The 24,963-nt window shown below is 56.1% G+C and carries 26 protein-coding genes and 1 tRNA gene; 16 read left to right on the top strand and 11 right to left on the bottom strand.

Annotated elements, in window-relative coordinates:
• Nucleotides 1-38 precede the first annotated feature (38 nt).
• Complete coding sequence (locus tag BSR28_RS01935) at nt 39-557, top strand: low molecular weight protein-tyrosine-phosphatase (RefSeq protein WP_073713188.1); 519 nt, start codon at nt 39-41, stop codon at nt 555-557.
• A 189-nt stretch (nt 558-746) separates the two neighbouring features.
• On the opposite strand, the gene BSR28_RS01930 is transcribed toward BSR28_RS01935, so the two are convergent.
• From BSR28_RS01930 to BSR28_RS01920, 3 genes are all read right to left on the bottom strand, one after another.
• Entirely contained in the window at nt 747-1,241 is a 495-nt protein-coding gene (locus tag BSR28_RS01930) for a hypothetical protein (RefSeq protein WP_073708382.1), read from the bottom strand.
• Nucleotides 1,241-1,714 (bottom strand): hypothetical protein, encoded by a 474-nt coding sequence (locus BSR28_RS01925; protein WP_073713187.1) that lies wholly within the window; start codon nt 1,712-1,714, stop codon nt 1,241-1,243. Before BSR28_RS01925 ends, BSR28_RS01930 begins: the two co-directional genes overlap by 1 nt.
• 169 nt (nt 1,715-1,883) lie before the next feature.
• Nucleotides 1,884-2,429, bottom strand: a complete 546-nt coding sequence (locus BSR28_RS01920; protein ID WP_073708384.1) for a phosphoribosyltransferase — start codon at nt 2,427-2,429, stop codon at nt 1,884-1,886.
• Between the two features lie 121 nt (nt 2,430-2,550).
• Here BSR28_RS01920 and BSR28_RS01915 point away from each other — a divergent pair, with 121 nt between their 5' ends.
• Together BSR28_RS01915 and BSR28_RS01910 are read left to right on the top strand one after the other, a co-directional pair.
• Nucleotides 2,551-2,799 (top strand): hypothetical protein, encoded by a 249-nt coding sequence (locus BSR28_RS01915; protein ID WP_073708385.1) that lies wholly within the window; start codon nt 2,551-2,553, stop codon nt 2,797-2,799.
• A complete protein-coding gene (locus BSR28_RS01910; protein WP_073713186.1) occupies nt 2,796-4,508 on the top strand; it encodes a hypothetical protein in 1,713 nt (570 codons plus the stop codon). Before BSR28_RS01915 ends, BSR28_RS01910 begins: the two co-directional genes overlap by 4 nt.
• On the opposite strand, the gene BSR28_RS01905 is transcribed toward BSR28_RS01910, so the two are convergent.
• The 5 genes from BSR28_RS01905 to BSR28_RS01885 form a co-directional block, all read right to left on the bottom strand.
• On the bottom strand, nt 4,456-4,821 hold the full coding sequence (locus tag BSR28_RS01905; protein ID WP_073708387.1) for a phage holin family protein: 366 nt from the start codon (nt 4,819-4,821) through the stop codon (nt 4,456-4,458). The two genes, BSR28_RS01910 and BSR28_RS01905, sit on opposite strands and share 53 nt — an antisense overlap.
• Nucleotides 4,822-4,875: 54 nt before the next feature.
• Entirely contained in the window at nt 4,876-5,832 is a 957-nt protein-coding gene (locus BSR28_RS01900; RefSeq protein ID WP_073713185.1) for a YwiC-like family protein, read from the bottom strand.
• 224 nt (nt 5,833-6,056) lie between these two features.
• Nucleotides 6,057-6,133, bottom strand: a tRNA-Pro gene (locus tag BSR28_RS01895).
• A gap of 117 nt (nt 6,134-6,250) precedes the next feature.
• Nucleotides 6,251-7,294: a metallophosphoesterase gene (locus BSR28_RS01890; RefSeq protein WP_073713184.1), complete on the bottom strand. Its 1,044-nt coding sequence runs from the start codon at nt 7,292-7,294 to the stop codon at nt 6,251-6,253.
• Nucleotides 7,295-7,311: 17 nt separating this feature from the next.
• The gene (locus BSR28_RS01885) at nt 7,312-9,510 is read right to left on the bottom strand and encodes a transglycosylase domain-containing protein (RefSeq protein WP_073713183.1); all 2,199 of its coding nucleotides are present in this window, start codon (nt 9,508-9,510) and stop codon (nt 7,312-7,314) included.
• 121 nt (nt 9,511-9,631) lie between these two features.
• On the opposite strand from BSR28_RS01885, the gene BSR28_RS01880 reads away from it, so the two are divergent.
• Entirely contained in the window at nt 9,632-10,018 is a 387-nt protein-coding gene (locus BSR28_RS01880) for a WhiB family transcriptional regulator (protein ID WP_073708391.1), read from the top strand.
• Between the two features lie 86 nt (nt 10,019-10,104).
• The gene (locus tag BSR28_RS01875; protein ID WP_073708392.1) at nt 10,105-10,266 is read left to right on the top strand and encodes a DUF4177 domain-containing protein; all 162 of its coding nucleotides are present in this window, start codon (nt 10,105-10,107) and stop codon (nt 10,264-10,266) included.
• 107 nt (nt 10,267-10,373) lie between these two features.
• On the opposite strand, the gene BSR28_RS01870 is transcribed toward BSR28_RS01875, so the two are convergent.
• Nucleotides 10,374-11,048, bottom strand: coding sequence for a Crp/Fnr family transcriptional regulator (locus BSR28_RS01870; protein WP_073708393.1), 675 nt, complete (start codon nt 11,046-11,048; stop codon nt 10,374-10,376).
• Nucleotides 11,049-11,281: 233 nt separating this feature from the next.
• On the opposite strand from BSR28_RS01870, the gene nth reads away from it, so the two are divergent.
• The 8 genes from nth to BSR28_RS08905 all read left to right on the top strand — a co-directional run bounded on the left by nth (nt 11,282) and on the right by BSR28_RS08905 (nt 17,812).
• Nucleotides 11,282-11,977 (top strand): endonuclease III, encoded by a 696-nt coding sequence (gene nth, locus BSR28_RS01865; protein WP_073708394.1) that lies wholly within the window; start codon nt 11,282-11,284, stop codon nt 11,975-11,977.
• Between the two features lie 155 nt (nt 11,978-12,132).
• Nucleotides 12,133-13,377: a hypothetical protein gene (locus tag BSR28_RS01860; RefSeq protein ID WP_073713182.1), complete on the top strand. Its 1,245-nt coding sequence runs from the start codon at nt 12,133-12,135 to the stop codon at nt 13,375-13,377.
• A 9-nt stretch (nt 13,378-13,386) separates the two neighbouring features.
• The gene (locus BSR28_RS01855) at nt 13,387-14,214 is read left to right on the top strand and encodes a hypothetical protein (protein ID WP_073713181.1); all 828 of its coding nucleotides are present in this window, start codon (nt 13,387-13,389) and stop codon (nt 14,212-14,214) included.
• A 150-nt stretch (nt 14,215-14,364) separates the two neighbouring features.
• Nucleotides 14,365-15,477 (top strand): CpaF family protein, encoded by a 1,113-nt coding sequence (locus tag BSR28_RS01850; protein WP_073713180.1) that lies wholly within the window; start codon nt 14,365-14,367, stop codon nt 15,475-15,477.
• A gap of 170 nt (nt 15,478-15,647) precedes the next feature.
• Nucleotides 15,648-16,481: a type II secretion system F family protein gene (locus BSR28_RS01845; RefSeq protein ID WP_143237540.1), complete on the top strand. Its 834-nt coding sequence runs from the start codon at nt 15,648-15,650 to the stop codon at nt 16,479-16,481.
• Between the two features lie 90 nt (nt 16,482-16,571).
• Nucleotides 16,572-16,805 carry a DUF4244 domain-containing protein gene (locus tag BSR28_RS01840; protein ID WP_083562876.1) on the top strand — a complete coding sequence of 78 codons (234 nt, stop codon included), beginning with the start codon at nt 16,572-16,574 and terminating at the stop codon, nt 16,803-16,805.
• A gap of 29 nt (nt 16,806-16,834) precedes the next feature.
• Entirely contained in the window at nt 16,835-17,182 is a 348-nt protein-coding gene (locus tag BSR28_RS01835) for a TadE/TadG family type IV pilus assembly protein (protein ID WP_143237538.1), read from the top strand.
• Nucleotides 17,183-17,341: 159 nt separating this feature from the next.
• Nucleotides 17,342-17,812 (top strand): hypothetical protein, encoded by a 471-nt coding sequence (locus BSR28_RS08905; protein WP_143237536.1) that lies wholly within the window; start codon nt 17,342-17,344, stop codon nt 17,810-17,812.
• Here BSR28_RS08905 and BSR28_RS01825 read toward each other — a convergent pair.
• Entirely contained in the window at nt 17,706-20,306 is a 2,601-nt protein-coding gene (locus tag BSR28_RS01825; protein ID WP_083562874.1) for a DEAD/DEAH box helicase, read from the bottom strand. The two genes, BSR28_RS08905 and BSR28_RS01825, sit on opposite strands and share 107 nt — an antisense overlap.
• Nucleotides 20,303-21,445 carry a diacylglycerol/lipid kinase family protein gene (locus BSR28_RS01820; protein ID WP_073713176.1) on the bottom strand — a complete coding sequence of 381 codons (1,143 nt, stop codon included), beginning with the start codon at nt 21,443-21,445 and terminating at the stop codon, nt 20,303-20,305. Before BSR28_RS01820 ends, BSR28_RS01825 begins: the two co-directional genes overlap by 4 nt.
• A gap of 198 nt (nt 21,446-21,643) precedes the next feature.
• Between BSR28_RS01820 and serS the strand changes: the two genes are divergently transcribed.
• From serS to BSR28_RS01805, 3 genes are read left to right on the top strand one after another with little or no spacing between them, the layout of a single operon-like run.
• Nucleotides 21,644-22,918 carry a serine--tRNA ligase gene (gene serS, locus BSR28_RS01815; RefSeq protein WP_073708403.1) on the top strand — a complete coding sequence of 425 codons (1,275 nt, stop codon included), beginning with the start codon at nt 21,644-21,646 and terminating at the stop codon, nt 22,916-22,918.
• Between the two features lie 22 nt (nt 22,919-22,940).
• A complete protein-coding gene (locus BSR28_RS01810; protein ID WP_073713175.1) occupies nt 22,941-23,999 on the top strand; it encodes an HAD hydrolase family protein in 1,059 nt (352 codons plus the stop codon).
• A 5-nt stretch (nt 24,000-24,004) separates the two neighbouring features.
• Nucleotides 24,005-24,952 carry an HAD family hydrolase gene (locus BSR28_RS01805; RefSeq protein WP_143237535.1) on the top strand — a complete coding sequence of 316 codons (948 nt, stop codon included), beginning with the start codon at nt 24,005-24,007 and terminating at the stop codon, nt 24,950-24,952.
• The last annotated feature ends 11 nt before the right edge of the window (nt 24,953-24,963 follow it).

Raw genomic sequence — 24,963 nt, 5'->3', positions numbered from 1 at the left:
CCTGGTCTTAGCTTTCCCCCAAACCCTATAGGAGGATTATGCCCAACGTGCAGCACCCCCAAAACCCCATTGTCACCATGGTTTGCACCGGCAATATCTGCCGTTCCGCCATGGCTGATATCTTGCTAAAAGATGCCGCAAAAAACGCCGGCCAGCAGGTGAGCGTTAACTCCTGTGGCGTTTCGAACGAGGAAGCCGGCAACCCCATTGATTACCGCGCGGCAGATACCCTCAAACGCGCCGGATATCAGGTGCCCGCACACACGGCCCGCCAGATCAGCCGGGAAGACCTAGAAAACGCGGACCTACTTTTGGCCATGACCTCTGGTCACTACGCCCGCTTGCACCAGTTGGCCCGAAAATACGGGACTGACGCAAGCAAAATTCGTCTTTACCGCCAGTTTGAGCCCGGCGGGAACCCCGAATATGCCGGCCCGGAAGCTCCGCGGGGGCTAGAGGTGCCCGACCCCTGGTACGGGGGCATGGAGGATTTCCAGATCACCCTTGAGACCATTGAAAACTGCACCCCGCAGATTCTGGAGTATCTGCGCTCCTAGTTGTTGACCCGCGTACTGAGGCTACCGGCAATAAACGGCCGCTTTTGCGCTTAGCCGGCGTAGCCGCGCGAAAACACATGAACAAATAAACTTAGGCCCCGGTTCGTATAGAACCGGGGCCTAAAAGTTTAGGTAGCCTATTTTGGCGTCTAACCCAATCTGGTTAGCGGGCTTTGTTGCCCGTTAGTATCAGGCGCCTAGACGCTCGGTGACGGCCTGAGCGACCTCGTCAAGTTCCTTTTCGAGCATTTCGAAGAAACCAACGAAGGAGCCTAGCTGAGCGTCGGTGACGCCGCCGTGCGGAGCATCGTCAGGAGCATCTTCCGGCGGGGTGGGGCCAACGAATAGGTTGACGTCTCCCACGACCTGGTAGCCGTCGCTGTCCTGGGTGGTGAAGTAGGTGGGGAAGAAAGTGTTGGCGTGCTTTTCAGCGATAACCTCGTCAGCGATCTTCTTGCCAGCTTCGTCTAGGTTTGACCACCAGAAGGCGCGAATGACTAGGTAGTCACCGCCAGCATCTAGGTAAACGGCCATGGGGACGTTACCGAAGCCGGTCTTGATGCGGTTTTCTTCCATTTCGAAGTTAAAACCGACCGCACGGAACATGTCGGCGACACGTTCAATGGTCAGGGTGCGAGGTTCTTCCTCAACCGTGATCTGGGGGGTGTTCTGATCTTCAGCCATCAGTTGGCACCTTCTTCCTTAGGAGTACCGTCTTCGTTCCAAGTCACCAAGTGAGGTAGTGCTTCTTCTAGCTTCGAGGCCGCGAATAGGGAGGACTGGAAGCTAACCATCAAGAAGGACTCAAGCTGGATGTCGTTTAGACCAGCCGGGATTACCGTGTTGGATTCGGTGTGTAGCTTGAACGAGCCTTCAGAGTCGGGGGAGACGTAAACCTTGGGGACTAGTGAACGTGAGTTGAAGTCCTGGGCGAATGCCTCAGCCTTTTCTTTATCCTGCGGGTCACGCAGGTCGCCGCGCCACATGCCGTGGGCAGAGAGAATGCCGCCGCCATTTAGCTGGCAAATCAGCATCATATTTACGAAGGGCACCAGAATCGTGTTGTCTTCTGGGTCCTGCTGCCAAATCACTTCCTGCGCATCCAAAATCTTGGTAATGCGCTCTGGGGTGACCTCTACGGGAGAAACCATCTTCATCCTTCCAAACTTAGAAATCTCAATCGAGATGTAACAAGTGTCAGTCTACGGCCTTGAACTAAGTCACAGAAGAAAAATGGTGGCAATTTTGCCGATACCGAAAACCGCCACCCCAATCGGGATGGCGGCAATCAATAAGATATGAGTTCGGGTCTTAAAACTTGCTAGCTCAGTTTTCTACGCACTTGGTAACGGGCGGTAGAACTGACCAGGGGAAGTTGATCCAGAGGTCGGTTTCTTTCCACACGAAGTCGGGCTTAATCACGGAGCGAGACTTTTCGTAGATTACTAGGGAGCGGGCATCAACCTTCGCGGAGGTCTGGCCGTCTAGGGACAGGCCACGTTCGTTGATTAGGTTCATGACCATCTGCAGGGTCTTACCGGAGTCGGCCACGTCATCTACGACCAGGACGCGCTTACCGTCCATGGCGGAAACGTCCATTAGCGGGGGTAGTAGTACCGGTTCAGGCAGGGTTTCTGCGACGTCGGTGTAGAACTCCACGTTCATTGTGCCCATTGCTTTGACACCCAGAGCGTAAGAGACTGCCCCGGCGGGTAGTAGGCCACCACGGGCCACTGCCACAATCAGATCAGGCATCCAGCCCGAGTCGCGGACCTGGCATGCCAAGTCGCGGGCTGCTTGTCCAAAACCATCCCAAGTGAGATTCTCACGAGGGCTTCCATCATTCGAGGTTGCACCATCATCAAAAGCCATGACACAACTGTACCCGTAAAACTGAAACCGGCAACAAAAACAGTTTTTCCCCAGGCTGCCTCTTCCACAAAATCTGGGATTTATTGGCGATTTTCCTGCTCTTCGGTTGGAAACTGGCGTCATGAATCTCACCGCATCTTTACAGGACTTAGAACAGCGTGCTGAAAACATCCTAGGACTCAGTGGGCAGCTAAAAAGCCAACTACAGCAAATCCGGATCGAGGACGTCTGGCAGGGAAGCAGCGCCATTCCGGCAAATCAGCTGGTGCATGGGCTACTGGTGCAGGCGAACAGCCTGGGGCAGCAAGCCCAGCAGGCTGTCTCTTACTTCCAGGGGCTAGGAAACCAGGTAAAGCGGGTGCCCCTATGAAAATTCCCAACTATGATCTGGGCCTTTTGAACCTTAAAGATGAGGATGCGCTAGCCGCAGCGGGCCTGCCAGAAGTGCCGGTGTTGGTGGCTGGCGGTGGTTCGTATAGTGCAGACCCGGAAGGGATAGTCCAAACTCTGATTCCGAAAGTAGGGCAGGGGAGTGAGGCAGCTAGTGCCCTACTGGCAAACGTGGAAGAACAGCTACGCCAGATTGAATCGCTGCGACGCTGGATAGGCATAAACATTATCGATACTGATAATCCTTGGGTTTGGCGCGGCGTGGAAAGGCATGGGAATCCATTTTCCCCCACGTCAGCAAATCCCTATACATGTCCAGCAAACAGCCTGCAGCAGCTGCGGGAAGAGCAAGAAATCGCCCAGTTTAAACAAGAGCTTCTGATAGCCCATGGAATGTATAGCGACCTGAAACAAGATGTTGCTGCCTTGCTTCAACGGACTGAAAAATTCTCTGCTCAGCTCTATGCGCTATCGGGGGTATTTGAGGGGGCAGAGAGTCAGAATCAACGCTGGTTTTATGAGTACTTTGGGATCTTTGGACACGGTTTTCAAAGCTATACGGCCTTTTCAAAAACCGATCCGGCCCTGATGAGTCAGGCGGTGAAGAACATGTCTTCGGATCTGATGAATAACAGTTTCATGCAGGCCGGTTCGTACGCTTTTGCTTTTGGGGACCAAATGCTTAAACCCTTTGGGATGAATGTTGGTGATGGTAGCCCGACGCGCCTGCTGGTCAATGACCTGAAGCGTCCGTTTGGGGCAGCTGACCACTTGGCAGATATTCGCAGTTCGGCCAGCTCTTTAGCGCATCTTACGCCCTTGATGGGAGGAAAGAACTCCTTTAAAAACGGGATTAAGGTTCGGCCCCTACCGGATCTGATGACGGTCTCAAAGCCACCGCAAGATACCGCAGAACTGATTCGCACCATGAGCGCTTTTGATCAGCAAATCAACGCCCAGCACCTAGACCGGAAGGACCACGGGCATATCCTGATCTTGAAGCATGAAAACCAGCTTGGTACCTCCTGGTCTGTGATCATTCCCGGTACTCAATCATGGGTCGGGGGTGATAGCCCCCAAGATCTAACCACGAACCTGAAAATGGCCGCTGGGGAAGGCTCAGCCCAGAGTTTGGCGGTCCTCAAAAGTATGCAAGCGGCAGGGATTAAAGCTGATGAGCCGGTGGAACTGCTTGGGCACTCCCAGGGTGGGGGAATTGTGCAACAGTTAGCTGCAAACCCGCAGGTTAAGCAGCGTTTTAATATCAAGATCGCCACCACCCTTGGTTCCCCCACGGTGATCGCCGGTTATCCAGCTGGGGTTAAAGCCCTAAGTTTGCGAGGCAGCCGCGACATTGTCACCGCCCTAGGTGGCACCCAGTTGGCACCCGCCAAAAATCACCTAGTGATTGCGGGTACTCCCACGGCAGATAAACACTTTCATCTAAAACCGGGATATCAACAAATCATGGATCAGGCACAAAAACAGCACGACCCGAACCTAGCTGAACACCATCGAAACCGTCGCCGTGCGCTGCACCTAGACCAAGCGGAAACAAAAACCACCGTCTTCAGTTTTGAAACCATCAGAACTGAAGACGGTGGAGCTGGAAGTATCGACCAGCAAGTAGAGAGTCTTAAGGCAGACGAAGCAGCAGTCCGCGAGCAGCAGACGCAACAATGGAGGTGACCAAACCAGCGAAGACCGCGGTAAAGAAACCAGAAACGATTAGGTCATCGCTGATCCAACCGACCAAGCCGATGATGATCGCATTGACGACCAGTGCAAAAGCCCCAAAGGTCAGGAAGTACAAGGGTAAAGAGAAGAACTTGATAATGGGGCGGATGAACATGTTCAGCAGCGTCAAAATCAGTGCCAGCAGGCCATAGATCATCAGGGACTGCTCAGTAGTGGTGCCCTCAGTGACGTGAAGCCCGGGGATGATTGAAGCCGCAACCCACAGGCCCGCCATATTAGCAATCAGGGTGACAAGGAAACTCAAAGAGTCTCACTCCTTAGGAAATTGGAAATATTTACCCTCACCATGCTAACGAATCTAGCCTAGGAAAACCCATCCCAACGCTAAGAGCGCAGAAAGGACAATCTCCAGTACCCCAATGACCACCGGCTTAATCACACGCGGCCGACCATCATGGAAGAACCCACGGGAAAGCAGCGGGAATAGGACTGCGCGAGCCAACCAGACCACCGCCAATACCAGCGCCCACCAACCCCACAGGGAGAACCAGGCACCAAGTAACACCAGCAGCAAAGTGACCGCATGGTAGGCAATCGAAAAACGCAACCAAGCATCCGAACGACGCTCCCGGATCAAGGTCTTAACGTACGGGACCGTCCCCCAGAAATACAGGGTCATCAGGGCAGTACCAGCCCACAGGTGCGGCCAAGCCCCATCCCACCAAGGCCACCAGCCAGCCTGATGGGCAAACCCAGAACCCAGGTCAAAAGCCGCCGGCGCCAAGAGTAAACACAGGGATACCACCAGGAAGCGAGCCAAACCAGAACGCTCCTGACGCCTAAATGTCAAAGCCAACAGCAGGATCGCAATCGGACTAAAGATTGCCCACTGCCACAGTTTCGGCCAGAACCCAAGCAGCAGCAGGGCCCCAAACACAAAGAAGCCCGTATAGCAGTAGAAAGCTAAAGCATAAGGTGCCCGGTTCCTGGCGCGCCACCAAACAGTCCCCGCATGCCAAGCCAAGAAACCAGACAGGGCTGTCAAAGCCAAAAGCAATTGCGAAGGTGCCCAGCCACCAGCCGTACCGCCAAACAAAAGCGGCAAAATCAACATGGCCCAAGCACCATGCTGGTCCGGAATCCAAGCCTTCCTAGAACGCTTCGATAAGCCCGGCAAATCACGCAGACCCCGACCGGAAGCCGACTTAGCCGGCCTAACGGTCTTTACGCTTTTTGACGCTTTGCGGTCAGCTCCGGCCTCTTGGTTATTATCGGCCGAATGCTGACGGGTCTTAGCAGAGGATGAGGGACGCATAGGAACGATTCTAAACCGAAGATTCAAACTTTACTTAGGTGACACTAAGTAACAAAAACTAGTAGCTCAAAATAAGGCCAAACACGAACCAATGAGACGGAAAAAGAAGAAAAGAGGGGAAATCCAGGATCAAAGCAAAGTTAAAAGACTCGGACAAAGCAAGGCTCGAAAGAACCGCCCAGAAACACAAAAAATCCTGTGACCGAAAGTCACAGGATCATTGCTGGTCGGGGTAACAGGATTTGAACCTGCGGCCTCTTCGTCCCGAACGAAGCGCGCTACCAAGCTGCGCCATACCCCGGAAAGTAAACTAACCGTTGGCCAGTAGACTGCTCAAGTATAGCGAAAACTAACCCCAAGGCAAAATCAGGCGCTGTAATAACAGTCTCTAAAAACGCCCTCGGAAAAAGTCAAAGACTCAAGAAAGCAACCACAAGGTCGCCGTCGGCGGGCAAAAGAAACGCAACGGAGCAAACTTAGACGTCCCCAAACCCGGCGAAATATAAACCCGCATCGCCCCCTGAGGAAGCAAATCCGGTACGGACGGCACGGACGAACCAGTAGCCGCCTCCAAAGCCTCCCGGAAGGCCCCTAAATCAGCGCCAACCGGCAAAGACGCCGACTCGGGATGACAAACAAAAGCAAGCTCGCCTTCCTGTGCCGGAAGCCAATCAAAAGCCCCCGAAGCCAGCGGCCTAGGCAAATCGCAGTTAGTCACCAAAGCCTCACCATTAGGCAGACAGAACTGCCCACCATGAGTGTGCCCAGCAAAAGTCAGATCCACCTTACGATCACGGAAAGCATTCAAAATCCGCTGATAGGGAGCATGAGTCACCCCCAGATGGAAATCCGCCTGCGGTAGCGGACCCAACTCAGCTAGACGGTCACGCTTGATATGCGCGTCCGCCGTACCCGTGACAGACACCTTCATGCCCCCGGAAAAATCCAGCACCTGTGTGCGGTTATAGAGCTCACTCCACCCGGCCGAGGTCAAGAAATCCGTTAGCTCCTGGTACGGCAAGTCCGGGACATTACGTTTCGGAGCCGGTAGGTGCGGGAACAGGTAACGGTACCAAGCTTTGGGCTTAGGCGAATAGTAGTCATTCGAACCGTAAACGAAGACGCCCGGAAACTGCAGTAGGGGAGCGTAGGCTTCCTTCAGGTCCTCCACGACGCCAACATCACCAAAGTTATCCCCGGTAGACACTACTAGGTCGGGATCCAGCGCGGCCAGGCTTTGCATAAAGGCTTTCAGCCACTGGTCGCTCTTTCCCAAGTGCGGGTCCGCGACGTGCAGCACCTTCAGGGGCGTGCTTAGTTTGCCCGTGTGCCAGCGACGAACTTCAACCCGAGGGCGCTTGCGAGCCCAGGTTCCTCCCGCATAGAGGGAGGCCGCAGAGGCCACCCCTAAACCCAGGGTGATACCCGCATAGCGGACGAGTTTTGAGGCAGTTGAAGTCACTATCTCACCCGAACAGGTTAGTTTTTAGGCTTCGCTGGGGCGGCCGGTTTAGGTTCCGGTTTTGGTGCGGTTTCGGGTTTCTTCTTGTCCGATTTTTTGTCCTTTGCGGGCTTTCCCGGAACGATCTTCTTCGGGCCGCCCACATTGACCTGATCGAAGTTCTGGATTGGCCAAGGAGCGTTGGCATTGCGCATGAAGTCTGCCCAGGCCGCAGCGGGAATGGTGGAACCGTAAACCCAGTCGTAGAAGCGACCGTTGACGCGCACATTATGCATGGCGATCAGGCCCTTGGGGTTACCCATCCAGACCGCGGAGGCAATCTGCGGGGTAAAACCAACTAGCCAAGCGTCAGAAGCGTTGTTGGTAGTACCGGTCTTTGAGGCGGCCGGTCGACCCGCGTTGGCGTAACCCTGACTCTTGTAGAAGTCATTGTTCATGTTCAACATGCGGGCCATCTTCTTAGCGACCATCGGGTCGATGGTCTGTTCGCACTTGGGTTCGGTCTTGGCGATGAGCTTGCCGTTGCGGTCCTTGATTTCGAGGATTGCGCGTGGCTGGCAGCGTTTACCGGAAGCCGCGAAAGTAGCGTAGGCGTTCGCCATATTGAGCGGGGGTACCGAGTTCGTACCCAAGACTGACGAGGGCGTAAAGCCGTTAATCTGTCCGGTACCGTCTACCGCGCCCGCCCGGATCGCGAAGTCTCGGATCTTACAGAGGTCGTGGACCTGGGCAGCCATCCCTAGGAAGGTGGTGTTGATTGACCAGTTTAGGCCCTTCAGGACGGTGGTCTTTGCCGGGCTTATGCCGCCCAGGTTAGCGTAGGTGTGCTCGGCACCGACGCCAGCTTCGGGGCAGGTAGAGATGAAGTCTCGGGGGCCCCAGTTGTATTTACCGCCGGCTAGGTCGTACCCGCCGTGGTTAGCTTCAAAGAAGGCACCCATAGTCATGGGCTTGAAGGATGAACCGGGCTGGCGACCTAGGCCGCCACCGCCGGCCATGCCGGAGTTGTAAGAGACGTAGTCAGAGCCCGGATCCTTTGCGGTGGCAGGACCAAAGTTAGTATTTTGAGCCATTGCCAAGATATTGCCGGTGCCCGGCTGGATTGCGGTGACGGCAATCTTAAAGCCAGAGGGATCACCCACGGGAACCTGCTTAGTGATGGCTTCGTAGGCGGCCTTCTGGATGCGAGGATCTAGAGTGGTGGTGATGGTAATGCCGCCGCGCATCAGTAGCTTGCGACGTTCTGCAATCGTATTTCCCACTAGGTCCGAGTTCATAATCTGGGCTAGGCCTAGGCGGCAGAAATAGGCCGCATTTCCGGCGGCGGCACAACCGGTCTGGCGCTTGGAAGGCTTAAGGATATCTTTGACGGGGGTGGCGACAATCTGGTCGTATTCCGCTTTGGTAATGAACTTTTCGCCCAACATGCGAGAAGCCACGACATTGCGTCGCTTTTCGGCTAGTTGGGGGTTGCGTAGCGGATCGTAGGCCACCGGTGACTGGGTAATACCAGCAAGTAGTGCCGCCTGGGACTTATTGAGGTCCTTGGCGTGAATAGAAAAGTAAAGTAGGGAGGCTGCCTCGACCCCGTAAACATTTGAACCGAAGGGGGCGATGTTTAGGTAGCGGGCCAAGATCTCCTTCTTAGACCAGCGCTTTTCTAGGGCCAGCGCATAGTTCATTTCGCGAATCTTACGGCCAATGGTGGGTTCCTGAGCGCGCATGATGGCAGCTTGGTCATTGTTCTGCAGGCCGTTTTCGATCAGCGTGTTCTTAACCAGCTGCTGGGTCAAAGTCGAAGCACCCTGGGTATTACCCTTAGAGATATTGGTAAAAAAGGCGCGGATAATACCTTGGCCGTCAACGCCATGGTGCTGGTAGAAGCGGCGATCTTCGACCGCAACAATGGCATTTTTCATGTCCTGAGAGATCTTATCTTCGGGCACGATAATGCGGTCTTCAGCGTAGAAGCGGGCCAACTGAGTGCCATCTGAAGCTAGGATGACGGACTGTTCAGAAGGCTCTAGGATTTCGAAGTCATCAGGCAGTGAAGTAAAAGAGTCGGTCGCGGCGCGTGCGGTAATACCGACGGTGGCGGCCACCGGCATTAGCAGGCCGGAAAGCACCAATCCCAAAGTCGCGCACAAGGCTAGGAATAGAGCGAAGAATCCTAGTAGCTGACTGGGAGTTGATTTTTGCTTATTGCTTCTACTCATGCATATAGACTACTTTGGATTTGCTTACTTAGCGTTACCGGCGTTCCCAATTGGACAAAATGCTGGAAAGTGTGTACGTTCGCAATACGATTTGATTTGTCAAATCAGGACGGTTGAAATTATGAACGAACCAAATGCACGATGCTGGGAGCGTTACGCACGCTGCGCTCCGACCCATTCGGATAGCTTATTCGCAAATAATGCAGAGCAAAAAGCCATCCGCGAGATTTGTTTTGACTGCCCAGTCCGCATGCATTGTCTGGCACAGGCGCTAGAAGAAGGCATGAATTATGGCGTTTGGGGCGGCCTTACCGAAAGAGAACGTCGCGTCTTGTTACGTAGTCAGCCAGAGCAGAGTCGCTGGGCAGAGTGGCTGCGCCGCTCTGATGATCCTTTGGCGCGTCGACTACGTGAACCCCGCGATCCAGCTATTTATCGCTTCCTAAGAAGGGGGCAGAACCAGAAGTACACGGGTTCATCTTCGCAGCCCAAAAATGGTATCGATTGACAGTCACTTGACACATTTTCTGGGACTAAAATCCTAAATTTCTGGAAAATCGACAATTTTGGTCTAATCCCACTATCATGACAAACATGACTAAATGGGAATATGTAACCGTACCGCTGCTCATCCACGCCACCAAGCAGATCCTAGATCAGTGGGGCTCACAGGGATGGGAACTTGTCCAGATTATCCCCGGCCCCGCCGGCACCGATAACCCGGTCGCCTACTTCAAGCGTCCAATCGAAGACTGAATCGAATAAAAAAAGAGGCCGCCTAGGAAATCCTAGGCGGCCTCAACGTTTAACTACGTTGATCGTCAGCGCTTAAGGCTGGCGAATGCGCTTTTAGCGGGCTAGCTTCAGCGAGCGCGACGCTTCAAACGTTCAACGTCCAGCAGGGTTACTGCGCGTCCCTCTAGACGAATCCAGTTACGGGAAACGAACTCGGCTAGGGACTTGTTGACGGTTTCACGGGAAGCGCCAACTAGCTTGGCTAGTTCTTCCTGGGTTAGATCGTGAGGCACGTGAATGCCATCTTCAACGCGGGAACCAAAGCGCTCAGCTAGGTCTAGCAGGGCCTTAGCAACACGGCCGGGAACGTCAGAGAAGACTAGGTCGGCAAGAGTTTCATTGGTGCGACGTAGACGGATGGCTAGGGCACGTAGCATGTGCATTGCCAATCCCGGGTGGCTCTCAATGAACTTGACCATGTCATTGTGCTCTAGGTAGAGCAGCTTAGACGGAGAGATCGCGGTAGCGGTGGTTGAGCGCGCACCTAGATCGAATAGTGAAAGTTCACCTAGAACTTCACCGGGGCCAATGATGGCTAGTAGATTCTCGCGACCATCAGGTGACGAGTGGCCGAGCTTTAGTTTGCCCTCGACCAAAATGTAGAAGCGCTTACCTTCGTCGCCCTCGTGGAACAGTACTTCACCGCGACGCAGTGCAATATTGCCCATCATGGAACGCAAGGTAGACTGATCTTCCTCAGATAGTCCCGCGAATAGCGGTACCTGAGCAATAACGTTTTCCATGTGAGTCCTTCCTCCCATTAGTGGTTAACTCCACGATACAGGAATCTGGTGCCTAGTAGCGATAACACCGGGCACAATTGGTAACAAAGTTTTACAAACAGCGTAATTCATTCGCGTGTAACACTACTCATTCTATCGGAACACCACTAGGGCACGTCAACGACTTTTCAAACACATTCAAAAATATTGACTCCCAGTTATCCTAAAAATTGACCGGCAGTTATCCTAAAAACATGACCAGCAGCCAGAAGAAAACCGAGCCCACCCAATCCTCTAAGGTGAAAAAGGGAGTCGAGCCAGCCCCCTCGAAAAAGGCAGAACTCTTTGCCGAACTGCAAAACCTCTACCCCAATGCCAGCTGCGCCTTACAGCATGAGGGGCCCTTCCAACTGCTAGTAGCCACGGTCCTCTCTGCACAAACTACCGACCAGCGGGTAAACCAGATAACGCCCGCCCTCTTTGAAAAATACCCCGATCCAGAGTCTCTAGCGGCCGGTGACCCCGAAGACCTGCTAGCCCTAGTCAAACCACTTGGCTTCGGTAACCGGCGCTCAAGTCAGCTCAAAAAACTTGGTGACGCCCTAGTCCACGAATACCAGGGGAGCGTCCCCGAAACCAGCAAAGCGCTAGAAACCCTGCCCGGGGTGGGGCGAAAAACCGCGAACGTGGTCTTAGGTAACTGCTTTGGACAACCCGCCATCACGGTTGATACCCACGTGGGCCGTTTAGCTAGACGATGGGGTTGGACGAAAGAAACCGACCCCAAAAAGGCTGAACTGGACATTCAACAGGTACTGCCAAAGGAAACGTGGACCAAGGCCTGCCACCAGATCATCGACCACGGGCGCGCCATCTGCCACTCGCGCCAGCCTGATTGTGGAAACTGTCCCCTGTGGAGTCTATGTCCCCAAATTGGGGTCCACGAATGACCCAAAAACTGAAAAACTGGCAGAAAAACCGTAAAAACAGGAAGAAAGTCCTGAAAAACACCTAACAGATTGGGAAAAATCGGCGCGTGAACTATAAAAACGCGCTATTTCCGCTATGTTTGCAAGCAAAGCCCCTATCAATCGGAAGGCCAATAATGACTGAACGCGAATACGAGCACACCCCGAACTCAGAGGGTGTAACCGAAAGCCAAGAAGGTGTTGAGAACATCTACGGTGACACCTCTGCCCCGCTACCTGAGGTAGAAGACGCAGCGTACGTCTCAGGCCCCGAGGGTGCAGAACCAGAATTTAAGCCCGAAGGCGCTAATGAGGAAGCCTGCGATTGCGGCTGCGACAATGTTGCTAACTCGGCCCCCCAGCCGGAAGCACCCGTTGAGGAAGCAAAGCCCGTAGCCGTCGAAAACGACGACTGCGATGAGCACTTCGAAACCTCCGCCGGACAGGAAACGGAAGTTGCCGGTGCTGTCGAAACCGCCGCCCCCGCTGCTGAAGCCCCGGAAGCTGCGGCCACCGCAGCCGCTGAAGGCCACGTACAGGGTGAAAACACTGAACTACCCGAGGTTGAAACCACCATGGTGACCCGCCGATCCCTACTGGGCGGCGCGTCCTCGACCATCCCCAATGGTGCCGCACATGCCGCTCACGCCGGAACCACGGCTGCCTCAGCTGCCAGCTCTACTGCTGCCGCCACTACTGCTGCCGCTGCTGGGGGCCTAGCCACCGCCGGAGGAGCCGTAGCCGCCGTCGCCGGTGCCGACAAAGCTGATGAACCCAAGAGCGTAGAACGCACCCAGGTTGTCACTCCCGTTAAGGAACCGGCCGAAACCCGCGAAGTTAAAGCCGAAGCCGAAAAAGAAGTCGACCGTGACCTCTTCGCCGACGCCTCCTTCGTGAGCGAAATGCCCGGCCGTGCCTCCGCACACGCCTGGAGCTTCTTCATCGGTCTAATCCTGACCCCCGTTGCTTGGCTGCTAGCTATCAACGGCATGACCGAACAGTACGGCGTTACCGGCTACCACGTCATGGGCCTAATCCAGCTAGGCCTTGGTCTACTACTAGGCGGATTCATCCTGCTATCTAGCCGCTGGTCCACCCTAGGACAGTGGATCGGTTCGATCCTGCTGCTGGTTGCCAGCGCCGCCTACTACGTCCGCATTGACGTGGTCAAGGACTTCTACACCACCGCTCGCGACTACGTCTCTGGCTTCGGTGAAGTTGGCCGCCGCGTGGCCGATAGCTGGGATTGGTCCGTGAACACCGGCCTGATGACCGCCGCTGGCGTCCTAGGTATCTTCTTGGCGATTGGTGCCCACGGTGCCCGTAAGAATGGCCGCCGTCGCGAAGAGCTACGTCAGAGCATCGAAAAGTACTCAAACTGAGCTAACCCGTTGGAACTAGCTAAAAGTCTAGAGATCCTTCAACAGCGCGCTGAGCTACCTGAACAGGAACTCGGCGCGCTGTTCTCTGCCCTGCGCTTTAGCCAACCACTACGAAATAACTGGCCCGCGATCCGCGCCGAAGCGAATATCCTAAACGCGGTCTATGCCGCGAAAACCGCCGGCCTGGTAGTTGACGCCATGGTGCTACGCAAGCAACTAGCGAACCCGGCCGCCGCCCAGACGATCGCCGAAACCTACGCGCTTACCCAGTGGCGGAACTATGCGCACCTGGACAACCTACTACCGCCGCTGAACCTACCTAAAGGGGTGACGCCCCCTCGGCGGGTAACGAGGCCCGCCCCCCAGGTATTAGCGGAACTATCCCGAAATTGGGAGTCAACCTTCCCGGGATTCGCCAACTTTGGCTGGTCGGAGCGGACCTTAGGGACCATCCTGGCCCTGCTGGAAAGTTCCGGGCCGGCTTTGATTCGCGCCGCCCTAATTGCCGCCGAGGCCGCTCCCTTAAGTACCCGCCAAGAGGACAACTTGGAAGCTGCCCTAACTTGGCAGGCGGGTGCTGCTAACGGCATGACTTTAGGGAGACTAGTGCTCAATCAGGCGGGCGTGGAACCTACCGGGATTGTGCTGTATCAAGCTCGGCCGGCGGTTAATCCGCAGGAGTATCGGACCGCGCTGGAGGAGTATCACCGGGGCGGCCCTGAGGGGGTTTTGAACTGGCTACGCTACTATGCGCAGGCGGTAAAGACCGGGGTGGAGCATGCGCAGATCATGGCGCAGGCAACCTACGGGGGTAAACCGTGGGACGGCTTTAAGTAAGTTTCCACAGGGGCATTAATCCACAAGTTGAACCCTAGGTAGGGGAGCGCGGGCAGGGCCGCCCGATATCTTCATATCACTAAGTACAAATCACTAGGTTCGCGAGCAATTCGTGAACCTGAAGTGATTGAGTGATTGAAGGGAGGGTAGATGCTGCGGCAGGCACTATTCAGACGACCGCGGGACGCTAAGCGGCAACCGGTAATCGACCTATTAGCCCCAGAGAGTACTGAGGGCTCAGTCGCTTCAGGCGTAGGTCTTGCTAGTATCACTGATGAGGGATCGAAAGTCTTCGACCGCGTAATTGGTGGTACCAGGGTGGTTGGCGCAGCTGCCCACCCAGAACCTTCAGCGAATCGGTCAGTCAATGAGCTCATTGGGGAACTCAGCACCATGGTCGTGGACCCGGAAGTTACCGATATCCTGCTGAACCCAGATGGCACTTGGGTTGAGAAATCCGGTCGGCTAGTAGCCGCCAAAAAGTGGCATTTTGGCGAGGCTGAACGCTACCAGTTGGCCCGCTACCTTACCGCCCATGCAGAAACGCGACTAGATTTAGCGGCCCCGATTGCTGACGCCCAAGTAGAGGTCCGGGGGCAAAAACTGCGCCTTAACGCCATCATTCCACCCCTGAGCTCCGGGACCACAATCTCCCTGCGGCGACCAGCCCAAACCCCTTGGAGCCTGGCCACCCTGAAAAGTAAAGGCATGCTTCAGGAAGCACAAGTACAACGCCTGCAGGAACTGATTCGGAGCCGTGAAAACCTGATTATTAGTGGCGGTACCGGCAGTGGTAAAACCACGCTGTTAAGTGCGCTGATCGCAGCCTGCCCGGCCCAACAGCGCCTAATCTGCATTGAAGAGCAGGCTGAGCTGCTGCAGAACCACCCCCACCAGGTAAGACTCTTTCAACGGGCTAAAAACATCCAAGGTGCCGGAGAGGTAAGTCTTCGTGACCTACTTAAAGCTGCCCTGCGGATGCGGCCAGACCGGATCATTCTGGGTGAATCAAGAGGCCCAGAAATAGTGGACGTACTGGCTGCCATGAATACGGGACATCTAGGGTCTATCACTACCCTGCATGCTAATCAAGCTAGTGAGGTACCCCAGCGGTTAGTCAGTTTAGGAATGCAGGCCGGAATGGCTGCTGAATGCATCAAAGCCCAGGCAGATAGTGCCAAATGCACGGTCATTCAGCTGGAACGTACCGCTGAGGGCGGTCGCCGAGTGGCAGAGATTCGCGACTGGGGTGAACTATCGTGAAAAGGATCTTGGGAACGCGCGGTCGACTGAACCTGACCACGTCGGGCCAAAGCAACATAAGTCGCCCGGGGCGAAAAATCTGGCGCTCAAAGCGGGTACAGAACGCTGAAGAACAGCCCCTAGTGTTAGCAATAGCCGCCCTGGAAGCGGGACAGAACCCAGCTACGGTAATGGACAAACTACTCGCGGAAAACCAGTCTTCCCACTGGCGGGCCGCGGCGAAAGTCTACTGGGAAATTAGCGAAAGAACGGGTCTTGAACTAGCGGCAAACCTGCGGAAACTTCAAGCCGAGGTGGTCAAGCGCCGACAGCTGGAAGCCTTAACCGCCAGCCGCCTAGCGGGCCCAGCCTTGAGCGCGAAAATCCTGGCAGCCCTGCCGCTTCTAGGGATTTTGGCGGCCCATCTGGTGGGGATTGAAATCCTGCCCGAACTAATAAAAGGAATCGGCCCCTACCTGCTAACTCTTGGTGGGTCCCTCATACTGCTGGGATGGGGTTGGACCAGGGCGCTAATCCGCAGTACTAGGGAAGCACTGGGACAGAAGGATTACGGACCCTACTACCTAAGCGATCTTTGCCAGTTGACTGTCAGTGCCCTGCAGGCCGGGCTTCCAATCCCCAGTGCCCTAAAGATCTTGGGCCAGCATACGGAAATCCCCGAACTCTACCGGTACGCCAAAGACTTCTTAGAGCCTGAGGCCGCTAAAACAGCGGAGCGCCTGCCGGGTAGTCGGATACTAAAACGACTTGGCTTTGGGAAAGATCCCCCGGAAAGACTGCAGGAACTCAAACAGGCCTTAGAGCCATCTTGGCTTAGTGGCCAGAAAGCTGACGGAGCTCTAGTAGCACTACAAAACAGCAGTGAACAGCAACGACAAGAGGCCGCTGAAGTTTTAATCGAAAAACTCAGCGTAAAAATCACGCTGCCGCTGGGTCTTTGCTACCTGCCAGCCTTCATGCTGCTAGGCGTAGCCCCAGCAGTTATTGCCCTCTTTAAAGGCTGAAGCTGGTAAGACAATACGACCCACGAAGACTTCCAGCGGGAATACGCCACGCATCAAAAATTTCAAAACCAAAAGAAAGAAAGGAAAACCATGAAACAGTTGAAGAAATTCGCCCTCACCCAGTACTGCGCCGCCCAAGTGGCCCTGCAGCAACTAGCCCAAAAACGAGTCGGTGAATCCAATGAAGCCGGAATGTCCACTGCCGAATATGCGATCGGTACCCTAGCGGCCGCCGCCATTGCCGGGGCACTACTAGCCTTCGCAAAATCAGCGACCTTCCGGGACATGATCACCAAACTTTTCAAACAGGCCTTCTCAGTCTAAACCAGGCCCTGAACTCTGAAAAACGAACCATGAAAACCAAAGAACAGGGGATGGTCAGTGTCGAAACCGCCCTGACCATCCCCGTTATCATCCTGGCGCTAATGATGATCCTAACAGCAGGGAAAGCCGCCATTATTCAAGGAAAAACCTGCCAACTAGCCAATCAGGTAGCCCGCCAATACACCCTGAGCCAAAACGCCCAAAGCCAACACGTGACGGCACCAGTGAAACCATCAATCCCCACACCCTACCGGCAGGAAATAAACGGAAACGAAGTTACTATCACATACCCGGCCAGAGTCCTCTTCCACCTGCCCCTACCGGCCATCAGCTGCCAAGCTCAAATCCTGCCCGCCGCAGCCCACGCAAAACCTTAAAACAGTCAGCGCAACCTGGTAAAAAACAAGCGCAAAACCCTGTAAACCAGCCGCTACAAAACCTTGAAAATAGCCCCTACAAAACCCTGAAAATAGCCCCAACAAAACCTTGAAAAACCAACGTAAACCCCTCAAACGACCAGCGAATAAATACCAAAAATGAGCACCCTACGCACCCTGGGCGTGAGCGTAATAGCAATCAGCCTAAGCAGCAGCCTAATCGCCTTCGCCAAGTTCAACCGAACCCAAGCGAAAGTCCAGAACCAAACCGAAAACGCCGCCCTAGAACAAGCCTGCCAAAGCCAATTCCAGCCCCTAAAAACCACCTGCGAAAACATTGCCAAACAGCACCCAGAACTCAAGATCAACACTTGTGAACAAATACCCTGGCCCGGTCAAGAAAACCTAGTCCTTAACCTAAAAACCAGCCAAAACACAAGCCTAATGGGCTACCAAATCGAGCTAAACGCCCAAGCCAAAGCCCTCTGTTTAGCACCCAGCCCCGAAGCAAACCTCAAAAAGGTCACTCAACATCCTGGCTGGTCTGCGGATCCAAGCCCAGAGCCAGATACCGAAGTAGACGAGCCGCCCCCGCCCGATCCAAAGGCTCATTCCGATTCCCACACTTAGGTGACTGCACACAGCGCGGACAACCATTAGAACCCAGATCATCCTTACCGCCATCACAAGAACAATCAGCCACCGCAGAACCAGTCCGAATCACCCACGCCCGCGCCTGCTCAAAAGCGGCCCGCGCAAAACCGGCACCACCAGCAACCGCATCATGAACAAACACCGTGGGCAAACCCGTCTGCGGATGCAAATCCGTAGACAAACCACCCAAATCCCAACGATCACAAGAAGCCAAAAGCGGCAAAATCCCAATCAAAGCATGCTCCGCCCCATGTAGGGAACCAGGCAGCACCGCCGGATCAATCCCCAAAGACTTCGGCACAGACGGATCAACCGTCCACCAAACCGACTTCGTCTCCAAAATGCGCGGCGGCAAACTCAAACGACGATTAGCCACAAACACCATGCCCGGCACACGCAAAATATCGTAATCCGTCGTCTCCGTAATGACATTAACCGTGCCAAAATGCCAACGAACCAGACCATCATGAGTGGAAAACTCATCCTCGACCTGCAGCACCTCAACCGAAACATGCTCCGAAGGACGCGTCCGCAAATCCCCCCGATAAGGACGCACAATCGCCACCTCATCCGTCAAAGACTGCACCTCAAAGAGCTTCGCCTGATGCACATAGATAGCACCCGGATGAACCAGATTCTGCGCCGACGCCTGATCCACCTGGCCAATCACCTGACCAGAATCCTCCAGCACCACCTGCACCTGTGTGCCCATGCCCCGCAAATCAGCTAAATCGTGGGCGCGCACGCCCAAAGTCGCGTTCCAAAACCAGCCCGCCGGACGCTTCGACAACCAGCCAGCTGCAACCATCTTCGCCAAAAACTCGGCACCCGCCTGCGGGGAATCAGCCGGACCTGAACCGGCAAAACCAAAGACCCCAAAATCTGCCTCCGTCAGCGGCAACTCAGCCGCCGCCGCACACAGGTGCGGACCCAAAACAAACGGGTTAGAAACCTCAAAAGCGGTCGGTTCCGGTGGGTCCAAAAGCTCCTGTGGATGATCCAAAAAATACTGATCCAACGGGTCTTCTGCGGCCACAAAAACCGAAACGCCATCACGACCCGCACGTCCCGAACGACCCGACTGCTGCCACAGGGACGCCCGTGTGCCCGGCCAACCGGCCGTAATCGTCGCATCCAAAGCAGACAGGTCAATCCCCAATTCCAAAGCATTAGTCGTAGAAAGCGAACGTAGCTTCCCGCGGCGAATCAGATCCTCCAGTTCACGCCGCTCCTCAGGTAGGAAACCACCACGATAAGCGGCCACCAAAGGCGCCAACTCTGGGTCCGTAAAATCCAGCAGACGGCGGGTCACCTGTGCGACTTGCTCGGCCGCGTACCGGGAACGCACGAAGGTCAAAGAGCGGGCCCCCAGGCGCACAAACTCGGCCGAAAGATGTGCCGCCTCAGTGGTCACCGCGCGACGCTGAAAAGCCAACTCCGGGGCAAGAGGTTGTTCCGCGTCAGGCTCTGAAGTAACGCCCGGGTCTGTCCCAGAGACTTCTTCTGAAAGTGCCGGGGCTGGAACTTCCCAGGGATCTGCGCCGGCAACCTGAGAAACCGCCGGTGCCGGGGTCTCATTCGTGGCCACCCCAGCAGCCCCTAACAGGGCCGGTTGCCACAAGAAAAGACGCCTCACCCCAGCGGGCGAACCATCCTCGCTCACAGAAACTACCTGCTGCTGGTCAATCCCAAGGAAACGAGCCAGCACCCCTGCCGGATCCGCTGAGGTAGCCGAAAGGGCAATCACCGAAACCTGGGCCCCATAGTGGCGGGCCACCCGCAAAAGGCGGCGAACCACCAGCGCCATATGTGCACCAGCCACACCCCGGTATGAGTGCAGCTCATCAATGATCAGGTAGCGCAGTGAACTTAAAAAGCGCGTCCACAGGCCATGGTTGGACAGCATCGCATGGTGAATATAATCCGGGTTCGAAATCACCAGGTCCGCGTGCGCCCGGGACCACTGCTTTAACTCCCGCTGCGTATCACCATCCGCGGTGGTTACCCGCACGCCCAAAGCCGGATTGTGGGCTAGGAGTTGCTGCAAACTGTTCAGCTGGTCAGCAGCCAAGGCCTTAGTAGGGGATAGGTACAGGGCGGTAGGACGACGAGAAACCAGTGAAATCCGATTAAGCTCGGGCCCACCCAGTGTGGCCAAGTCAGAAAGAATCGGCAGCCAAGCAGCCAAAGATTTTCCAGACCCCGTACCGGTAGAAAGGACTACGGGCTGACCATCATGAAGCGCCTGAGCGGCTTGGGCCTGATGAGCCCAAGGCTGGTCCACACCCTGAGTGGCATAAAGATCGCGGATACTATCCGGAACCCACTCAGGCCAGGGTTGATAGCTGGCCGGGCGGGCAGGAACCTCAAGGACTTCACGGAGCTGTTCCGCATAGTAGTGATTAGTCAGGAATTGACCTAACCGCTCTGGAACGTCGGTGGTTGGCTGACCCGCGTCAGCAGCGGTCAAGAGCGATCCTCCACCGGGCAAGCAACCTTCAGGGCGCCAGGATCAACCGTGATCGAAAGTCGACGATAAGAGCCAATGGGGTCACCATCAACCTGAACCGGGCGGGCCACCTTAGTGCTGGTCTGAACCTTCTTGCCCTGCAGGAAGCTCAAGCCGCCGGGCTGTAGCTTATTGGCGTTACCCTTCCGGCCAAAGTTCTGGGCTAGCACTTGGAAACCTAAGGCTGCCCAACCAATCACACCCTTCTGGACGTCCATGGCACAAATATCTAGCAGGCCGTCATCAGAGAGCGCATCGGGCACCAGATTGGCGCCGCCGGGAAGGCGACCGCAGTTCGCGAAGAACAGGGACTTCACGGATAGTTTCCGCACGGTCTGACCGTCATCCACACTTAGGGTCACGTGTAGGCGATCATCGAAAGCGTGTTTTACACCGGCGGCAACATAAGCGCCCCAGCCGATCTTTTCTTTCCAACGAGTATCAGTATCAGCCATCATCTGGGCGTCAAAACCCAGTCCAGAGATCACCAAGAACGGGTGGCGACCATCAGCCATCGGGGCCACCAAATCTGGGCGGGACGGCAGATCGTGGGGACCATCCTGTGCCGTGTCCTGGTCACTAGCTTCCAGCCACGCAATGTCGCGGGCCGAAATCTGCCGGCCAAAAGCGACCTGGGCTGAAGCCTCCAGATTATCGATGGGGATTTTGACGTTACGGGCGTAAAGGTTTCCGGTACCTAGGGGAAGGATGCCGAATTCGACCTCGGTCCCAGCTAGTGCGCCGGCAACTAGGCGGACGGTCCCGTCACCGCCGGCAGCGATAACGCGATCTACGCCCTCGGAAACGGCGGCGGCAGCCTGGGTGCTGCCCGGATCGTCCTCGGTGGTGGGGACAAACTCAACCCGGTCAAACTTGTTTCGTTGCGCGGCTTCCTTGCAGACCGCCTGGAAGCGGTCCAGGTCTGAGATTTTTACCGGATTGTAGATCACGCGCGCCACGTTGAGGTGACCGGTGGCGAAAGACAGGGAGATCGGATTTTCCGGGCCTAGCACCTTTGCTTTGGCGTAAGCGAGCACACCACTAAGTGCGCCCGCACCAATAAGGGGAACCGACCAGAGAAAAGCAGTTGAAGCAGCCATAACCTAAGGTTACCTAAGAAGCTGCCCCAATGGCGGTTAAATCACACGAAAAAGAACCCCAAGGGTCCTGCGCGGCCGCTCGTGTTGCCCTCTAATGACCACGCAGAGTCAACAATTCACGCGGCATAGCGCACACCCGGGCCAGAAAATCTGCTGCCATCATGCCGAAATAGCCCTAAAAGCGGTACACTCTGAACCATGATTGACCTGAAACTTTTGCGTGAAAATCCGCAGATCGCCCGCGATTCTCAGATTGCCCGCGGGAACGACCCGGAACTTGTAGACCAGATCCTCAACGCTGACGAAAAGCGTCGCGCCGCCCTCACCAAGTTTGAAGAGCTGCGTGCCACCCAGAAGAACGTCTCCAAGTCAGTAGGCAAGGCCTCTAAGGAAGAGCGCCCCGCGATCCTCGCCGAAGCTAAGGAACTGGCCGGCCAGGTAAAGGCCGCCGAGGCAGAAGCAGACCAGGCCGTAAAGGACCTAGAGACCCTGGCGATGCAGCTACAGAACATCGTCGAGGGCGCCCCCGCTGGCGGCGAGGAAGACTACGTCGTCCTGCGCCACGAAGGCCCGACCGTGCGCGATTTTGCCGCCGAAGGTTTCACCCCGAAGGACCACCTAGAACTAGCTGAAGGCCTAGACGCGATCGACATGAAGCGTGGCGCGAAGGTTTCCGGCACCCGCTTCTACTACCTGAAGGGCATTGGTGCTCGCCTAGAGCTGGCCATGCTGACCTGCGCCCTAGACCTGGCCGAGTCCGCTGGCTTCACCGCCCTGACCACCCCCACCTTGGTCAGCCCCGAAATCATGGGCGGCACCGGCTTCCTGGGAGCACACGCCGACGAAATCTACTACCTACCCACCGATGACCTGTACCTGACCGGTACCTCCGAGGTTGCCTTGGCTGGCTACCACAAGGATGAAATCATCGACCTGTCTGATGGCCCGAAGCGTTACGCCGGCTGGTCCACCTGCTACCGTCGCGAGGCTGGTTCTGCCGGTCGTGATACCCGCGGCATTATCCGCGTGCACCAGTTCAACAAGGTTGAAATGTTCAGCTACTGCGACCCGGCAGAGGCCGCTGAAGAACACCAGCGTCTACTAGCTTGGGAAGAAGAAATGCTAGGTAAGGTAGGCCTGCCCTACCGTGTCATTGACACTGCGGCCGGTGACCTTGGTTCTTCTGCCGCCCGTAAGTTCGACTGCGAAGCTTGGCTACCCACCCAGGAACGCTGGATGGAAGTTACTTCTACTTCTAACTGCACCACCTTCCAGGCACGCCGCCTGTCGGTCCGTTCCCGCGGTGAAGACGGCAAGACCCAGACCGTAGCCACTCTGAACGGTACTTTGGCTACCACCCGCTGGCTAGTTGCGATCCTAGAAAACAACCAGCTAGAAGATGGTTCCGTGGTCGTTCCTGAGGGCCTACGCCCGTACCTTGGTGGTCGCGAAGTTCTGCACCCGCAGGCCTGAACCCCCACAACTGGGAGGTTTCTTGAGCAGCTTCGAGCAGCACCTTAACGAACCGATTACCCGCCCGGCCCCGGAAGCGCACGAATTGCCGCCCGGCGTGCCGGTCGGGACTTTCGCGGAACTTGTTGAGCACGCTGAAGCTGAACTGGCACACTTCCAGACCGTCCACGAACCGCTGCCTACGACTACTGATGGGCGGGTGGATGCCAGCCAACTGCTGGTAGCCCTAGATATTGACGGGACTATTCTGCAGGCGGATGGGACGACCTCGCCCCGAATGAAGCAGGCTGTGAAGGACCTGCGGGACCGGGGCGCGAAAGTAGTAATCGCGTCGGGTCGGGGACCGGTGGCTGTCCAGTCCATTTCGAAGCAACTAGCGCAGCCGGGCGATTACCTGGTGTGCGCTAATGGGGCCGTGACGATCCAGTTGGATTCGGTGGAGCCTTTTGAGTACCGGATTGTGGATCGGGTCGATTTTGTGCCGCGTGAGGCCCTGTTGGCTTTGGAGCGAGTCGTTCCGGACATGATTTTCGGCGTGGAGATCACCGGCAAGTGCTTTAAGGTGAACCGGCCTTTCCCGGTGGGGGAGCTGACCGGGCAGCAGGTGGTGGCCCCGCTGGCGGACCTGTTGGATGAGCCGGTGGTGCGCGCGATTGCTCGCGCCCCGCAGATGACCCTAGCGGAGTTTGAGCAGGCGGTAGCCGCCGCGAAGCTGGACATGGTGGAGTGTGCAATCGGCTGGACCTCCTGGGTGGATATTGGACCTAAGGGTGTCTCTAAAGCATCCGCCCTTGAGACCTTGCGTCAGACCCTAGGTTTGCCCCAGTTGGGGACAATCTCTTTTGGGGATGGCTGGAACGATGCGCAGATGCTGCAGTGGGCTCACCTTTCGGTCGCGATGGGTGATGCCCCGCAGGGCGTGGTGGATTTAGCTTCTGCCCGCGCGGCCACGGTGGCCGCAGATGGCGTCCCCGCCTGGGTCCAGGCGATTTTGGCTGGCAGCGGGACACAAACCGGTACGAACACGACGGTTGCCCCCGAATTTCAAGGCGACAGCGCGGATCCTACCCGGGAAGCGTGATCGCCATGGCGGATAATCAGATCGAACAGTTAGCCGCTTTTTCGCACCAGGCCGCGCCGGGAGCGCCCTCGGGAAGTTTTGTTGATTTGGTAATGCGGGCCCGCCAGGACCTGCCCGCGAACCTACCTGCCGACCCGCATGAACTGATGGTTGCCCTGGATATTGACGGGACGATCGTGCAGGTTGATGGCACCTTGTCCCCGCGCATGATGCGGGCTTTCCGCGCTTTGCGAGAGGCGGGTGTGACGGTGGTGATTGCGTCGGGGCGTGGTTTGCGGGGCATGGAAGCCTTGTGCGTGATGGCGTGTGAGCCGGGCGATTACCTGGTGTGCGCGAACGGGGCGTTGACGATGCGGGTCGATTCGGTGGCGCCACTGCAGTTGACGGAGGTTAGCCGTCATGAGTTCACCCCGCGTGAGGCTCTGCTGGCTTTGAATGAGGTCCTCACGGAGGGCGAGTTGGCGGTCGAGGTCGCGGGTAAGTATTCGAAGGTGACCGCACCTTTTGGCCCGGGTGAGATGACGGGCGAGCAGATCATTTGTCCCCTAGAGGAGATGCTGGATGAGCCGGTGATCCGGGTGATGGCTCGGCGCCCGAAGGTTAATACTGACGGTTTGGAGCAGATTGCCGAGGACCTTGGGTTGCATTGGGTGACCTATACGGTGGGCCCGATTTCGCTGCTTGATATGGCCCCGAAGGGTGTGAATAAGGGCACCGCTTTGGAGGAGCTTCGTGTGCGTTTGGGTTTGCCTGAGCGTGGCACTTTTGCGTTTGGCGATGGTTGGAATGACGTGCAAATGCTGCAGTGGGCTAGCTGTGGCGTGGCGATGGGGGATGCCCCGCAGGGTGTGGTTGACCAGGCCGAGGTGCGTGCGGGGACCGTCGCGGATGATGGCGTGCCCGCGTGGGTACAGGCGATCTTAGGACGTTATGGCTTGGATACGCTAAAATAATCTTCGACTTT

This window comes from Boudabousia liubingyangii (genome assembly GCF_001907245.1).
GTDB lineage: Bacteria > Actinomycetota > Actinomycetes > Actinomycetales > Actinomycetaceae > Boudabousia > Boudabousia liubingyangii.
Note: the sequence above shows the minus strand (reverse complement) of the source record. Positions and strands in the feature narration are given on the sequence as shown.

What these genes read in the sequence shown, in the direction of transcription:
- BSR28_RS01900 (WP_073713185.1), bottom strand. Translation starts at nt 5,832, where the DNA reads ATGCGTCCCTCATCCTCTGCTAAGACCCGTCAGCATTCGGCCGATAAT.
- BSR28_RS01935 (WP_073713188.1), top strand. Translation starts at nt 39, where the DNA reads ATGCCCAACGTGCAGCACCCCCAAAACCCCATTGTCACCATGGTTTGC.
- BSR28_RS01845 (WP_143237540.1), top strand. Translation starts at nt 15,648, where the DNA reads ATGGACAAACTACTCGCGGAAAACCAGTCTTCCCACTGGCGGGCCGCG.
- BSR28_RS01850 (WP_073713180.1), top strand. Translation starts at nt 14,365, where the DNA reads ATGCTGCGGCAGGCACTATTCAGACGACCGCGGGACGCTAAGCGGCAA.
- BSR28_RS01875 (WP_073708392.1), top strand. Translation starts at nt 10,105, where the DNA reads ATGACTAAATGGGAATATGTAACCGTACCGCTGCTCATCCACGCCACC.
- BSR28_RS01805 (WP_143237535.1), top strand. Translation starts at nt 24,005, where the DNA reads ATGGCGGATAATCAGATCGAACAGTTAGCCGCTTTTTCGCACCAGGCC.
- BSR28_RS01915 (WP_073708385.1), top strand. Translation starts at nt 2,551, where the DNA reads ATGAATCTCACCGCATCTTTACAGGACTTAGAACAGCGTGCTGAAAAC.
- serS (WP_073708403.1), top strand. Translation starts at nt 21,644, where the DNA reads ATGATTGACCTGAAACTTTTGCGTGAAAATCCGCAGATCGCCCGCGAT.
- BSR28_RS01880 (WP_073708391.1), top strand. Translation starts at nt 9,632, where the DNA reads ATGAACGAACCAAATGCACGATGCTGGGAGCGTTACGCACGCTGCGCT.
- BSR28_RS01870 (WP_073708393.1), bottom strand. Translation starts at nt 11,048, where the DNA reads ATGGAAAACGTTATTGCTCAGGTACCGCTATTCGCGGGACTATCTGAG.
- BSR28_RS01925 (WP_073713187.1), bottom strand. Translation starts at nt 1,714, where the DNA reads ATGAAGATGGTTTCTCCCGTAGAGGTCACCCCAGAGCGCATTACCAAG.
- BSR28_RS01835 (WP_143237538.1), top strand. Translation starts at nt 16,835, where the DNA reads ATGAAAACCAAAGAACAGGGGATGGTCAGTGTCGAAACCGCCCTGACC.
- BSR28_RS01930 (WP_073708382.1), bottom strand. Translation starts at nt 1,241, where the DNA reads ATGGCTGAAGATCAGAACACCCCCCAGATCACGGTTGAGGAAGAACCT.
- BSR28_RS01860 (WP_073713182.1), top strand. Translation starts at nt 12,133, where the DNA reads ATGACTGAACGCGAATACGAGCACACCCCGAACTCAGAGGGTGTAACC.
- BSR28_RS01885 (WP_073713183.1), bottom strand. Translation starts at nt 9,510, where the DNA reads ATGAGTAGAAGCAATAAGCAAAAATCAACTCCCAGTCAGCTACTAGGA.
- nth (WP_073708394.1), top strand. Translation starts at nt 11,282, where the DNA reads ATGACCAGCAGCCAGAAGAAAACCGAGCCCACCCAATCCTCTAAGGTG.
- BSR28_RS01820 (WP_073713176.1), bottom strand. Translation starts at nt 21,445, where the DNA reads ATGGCTGCTTCAACTGCTTTTCTCTGGTCGGTTCCCCTTATTGGTGCG.
- BSR28_RS08905 (WP_143237536.1), top strand. Translation starts at nt 17,342, where the DNA reads ATGAGCACCCTACGCACCCTGGGCGTGAGCGTAATAGCAATCAGCCTA.
- BSR28_RS01910 (WP_073713186.1), top strand. Translation starts at nt 2,796, where the DNA reads ATGAAAATTCCCAACTATGATCTGGGCCTTTTGAACCTTAAAGATGAG.
- BSR28_RS01920 (WP_073708384.1), bottom strand. Translation starts at nt 2,429, where the DNA reads ATGGCTTTTGATGATGGTGCAACCTCGAATGATGGAAGCCCTCGTGAG.
- BSR28_RS01840 (WP_083562876.1), top strand. Translation starts at nt 16,572, where the DNA reads ATGAAACAGTTGAAGAAATTCGCCCTCACCCAGTACTGCGCCGCCCAA.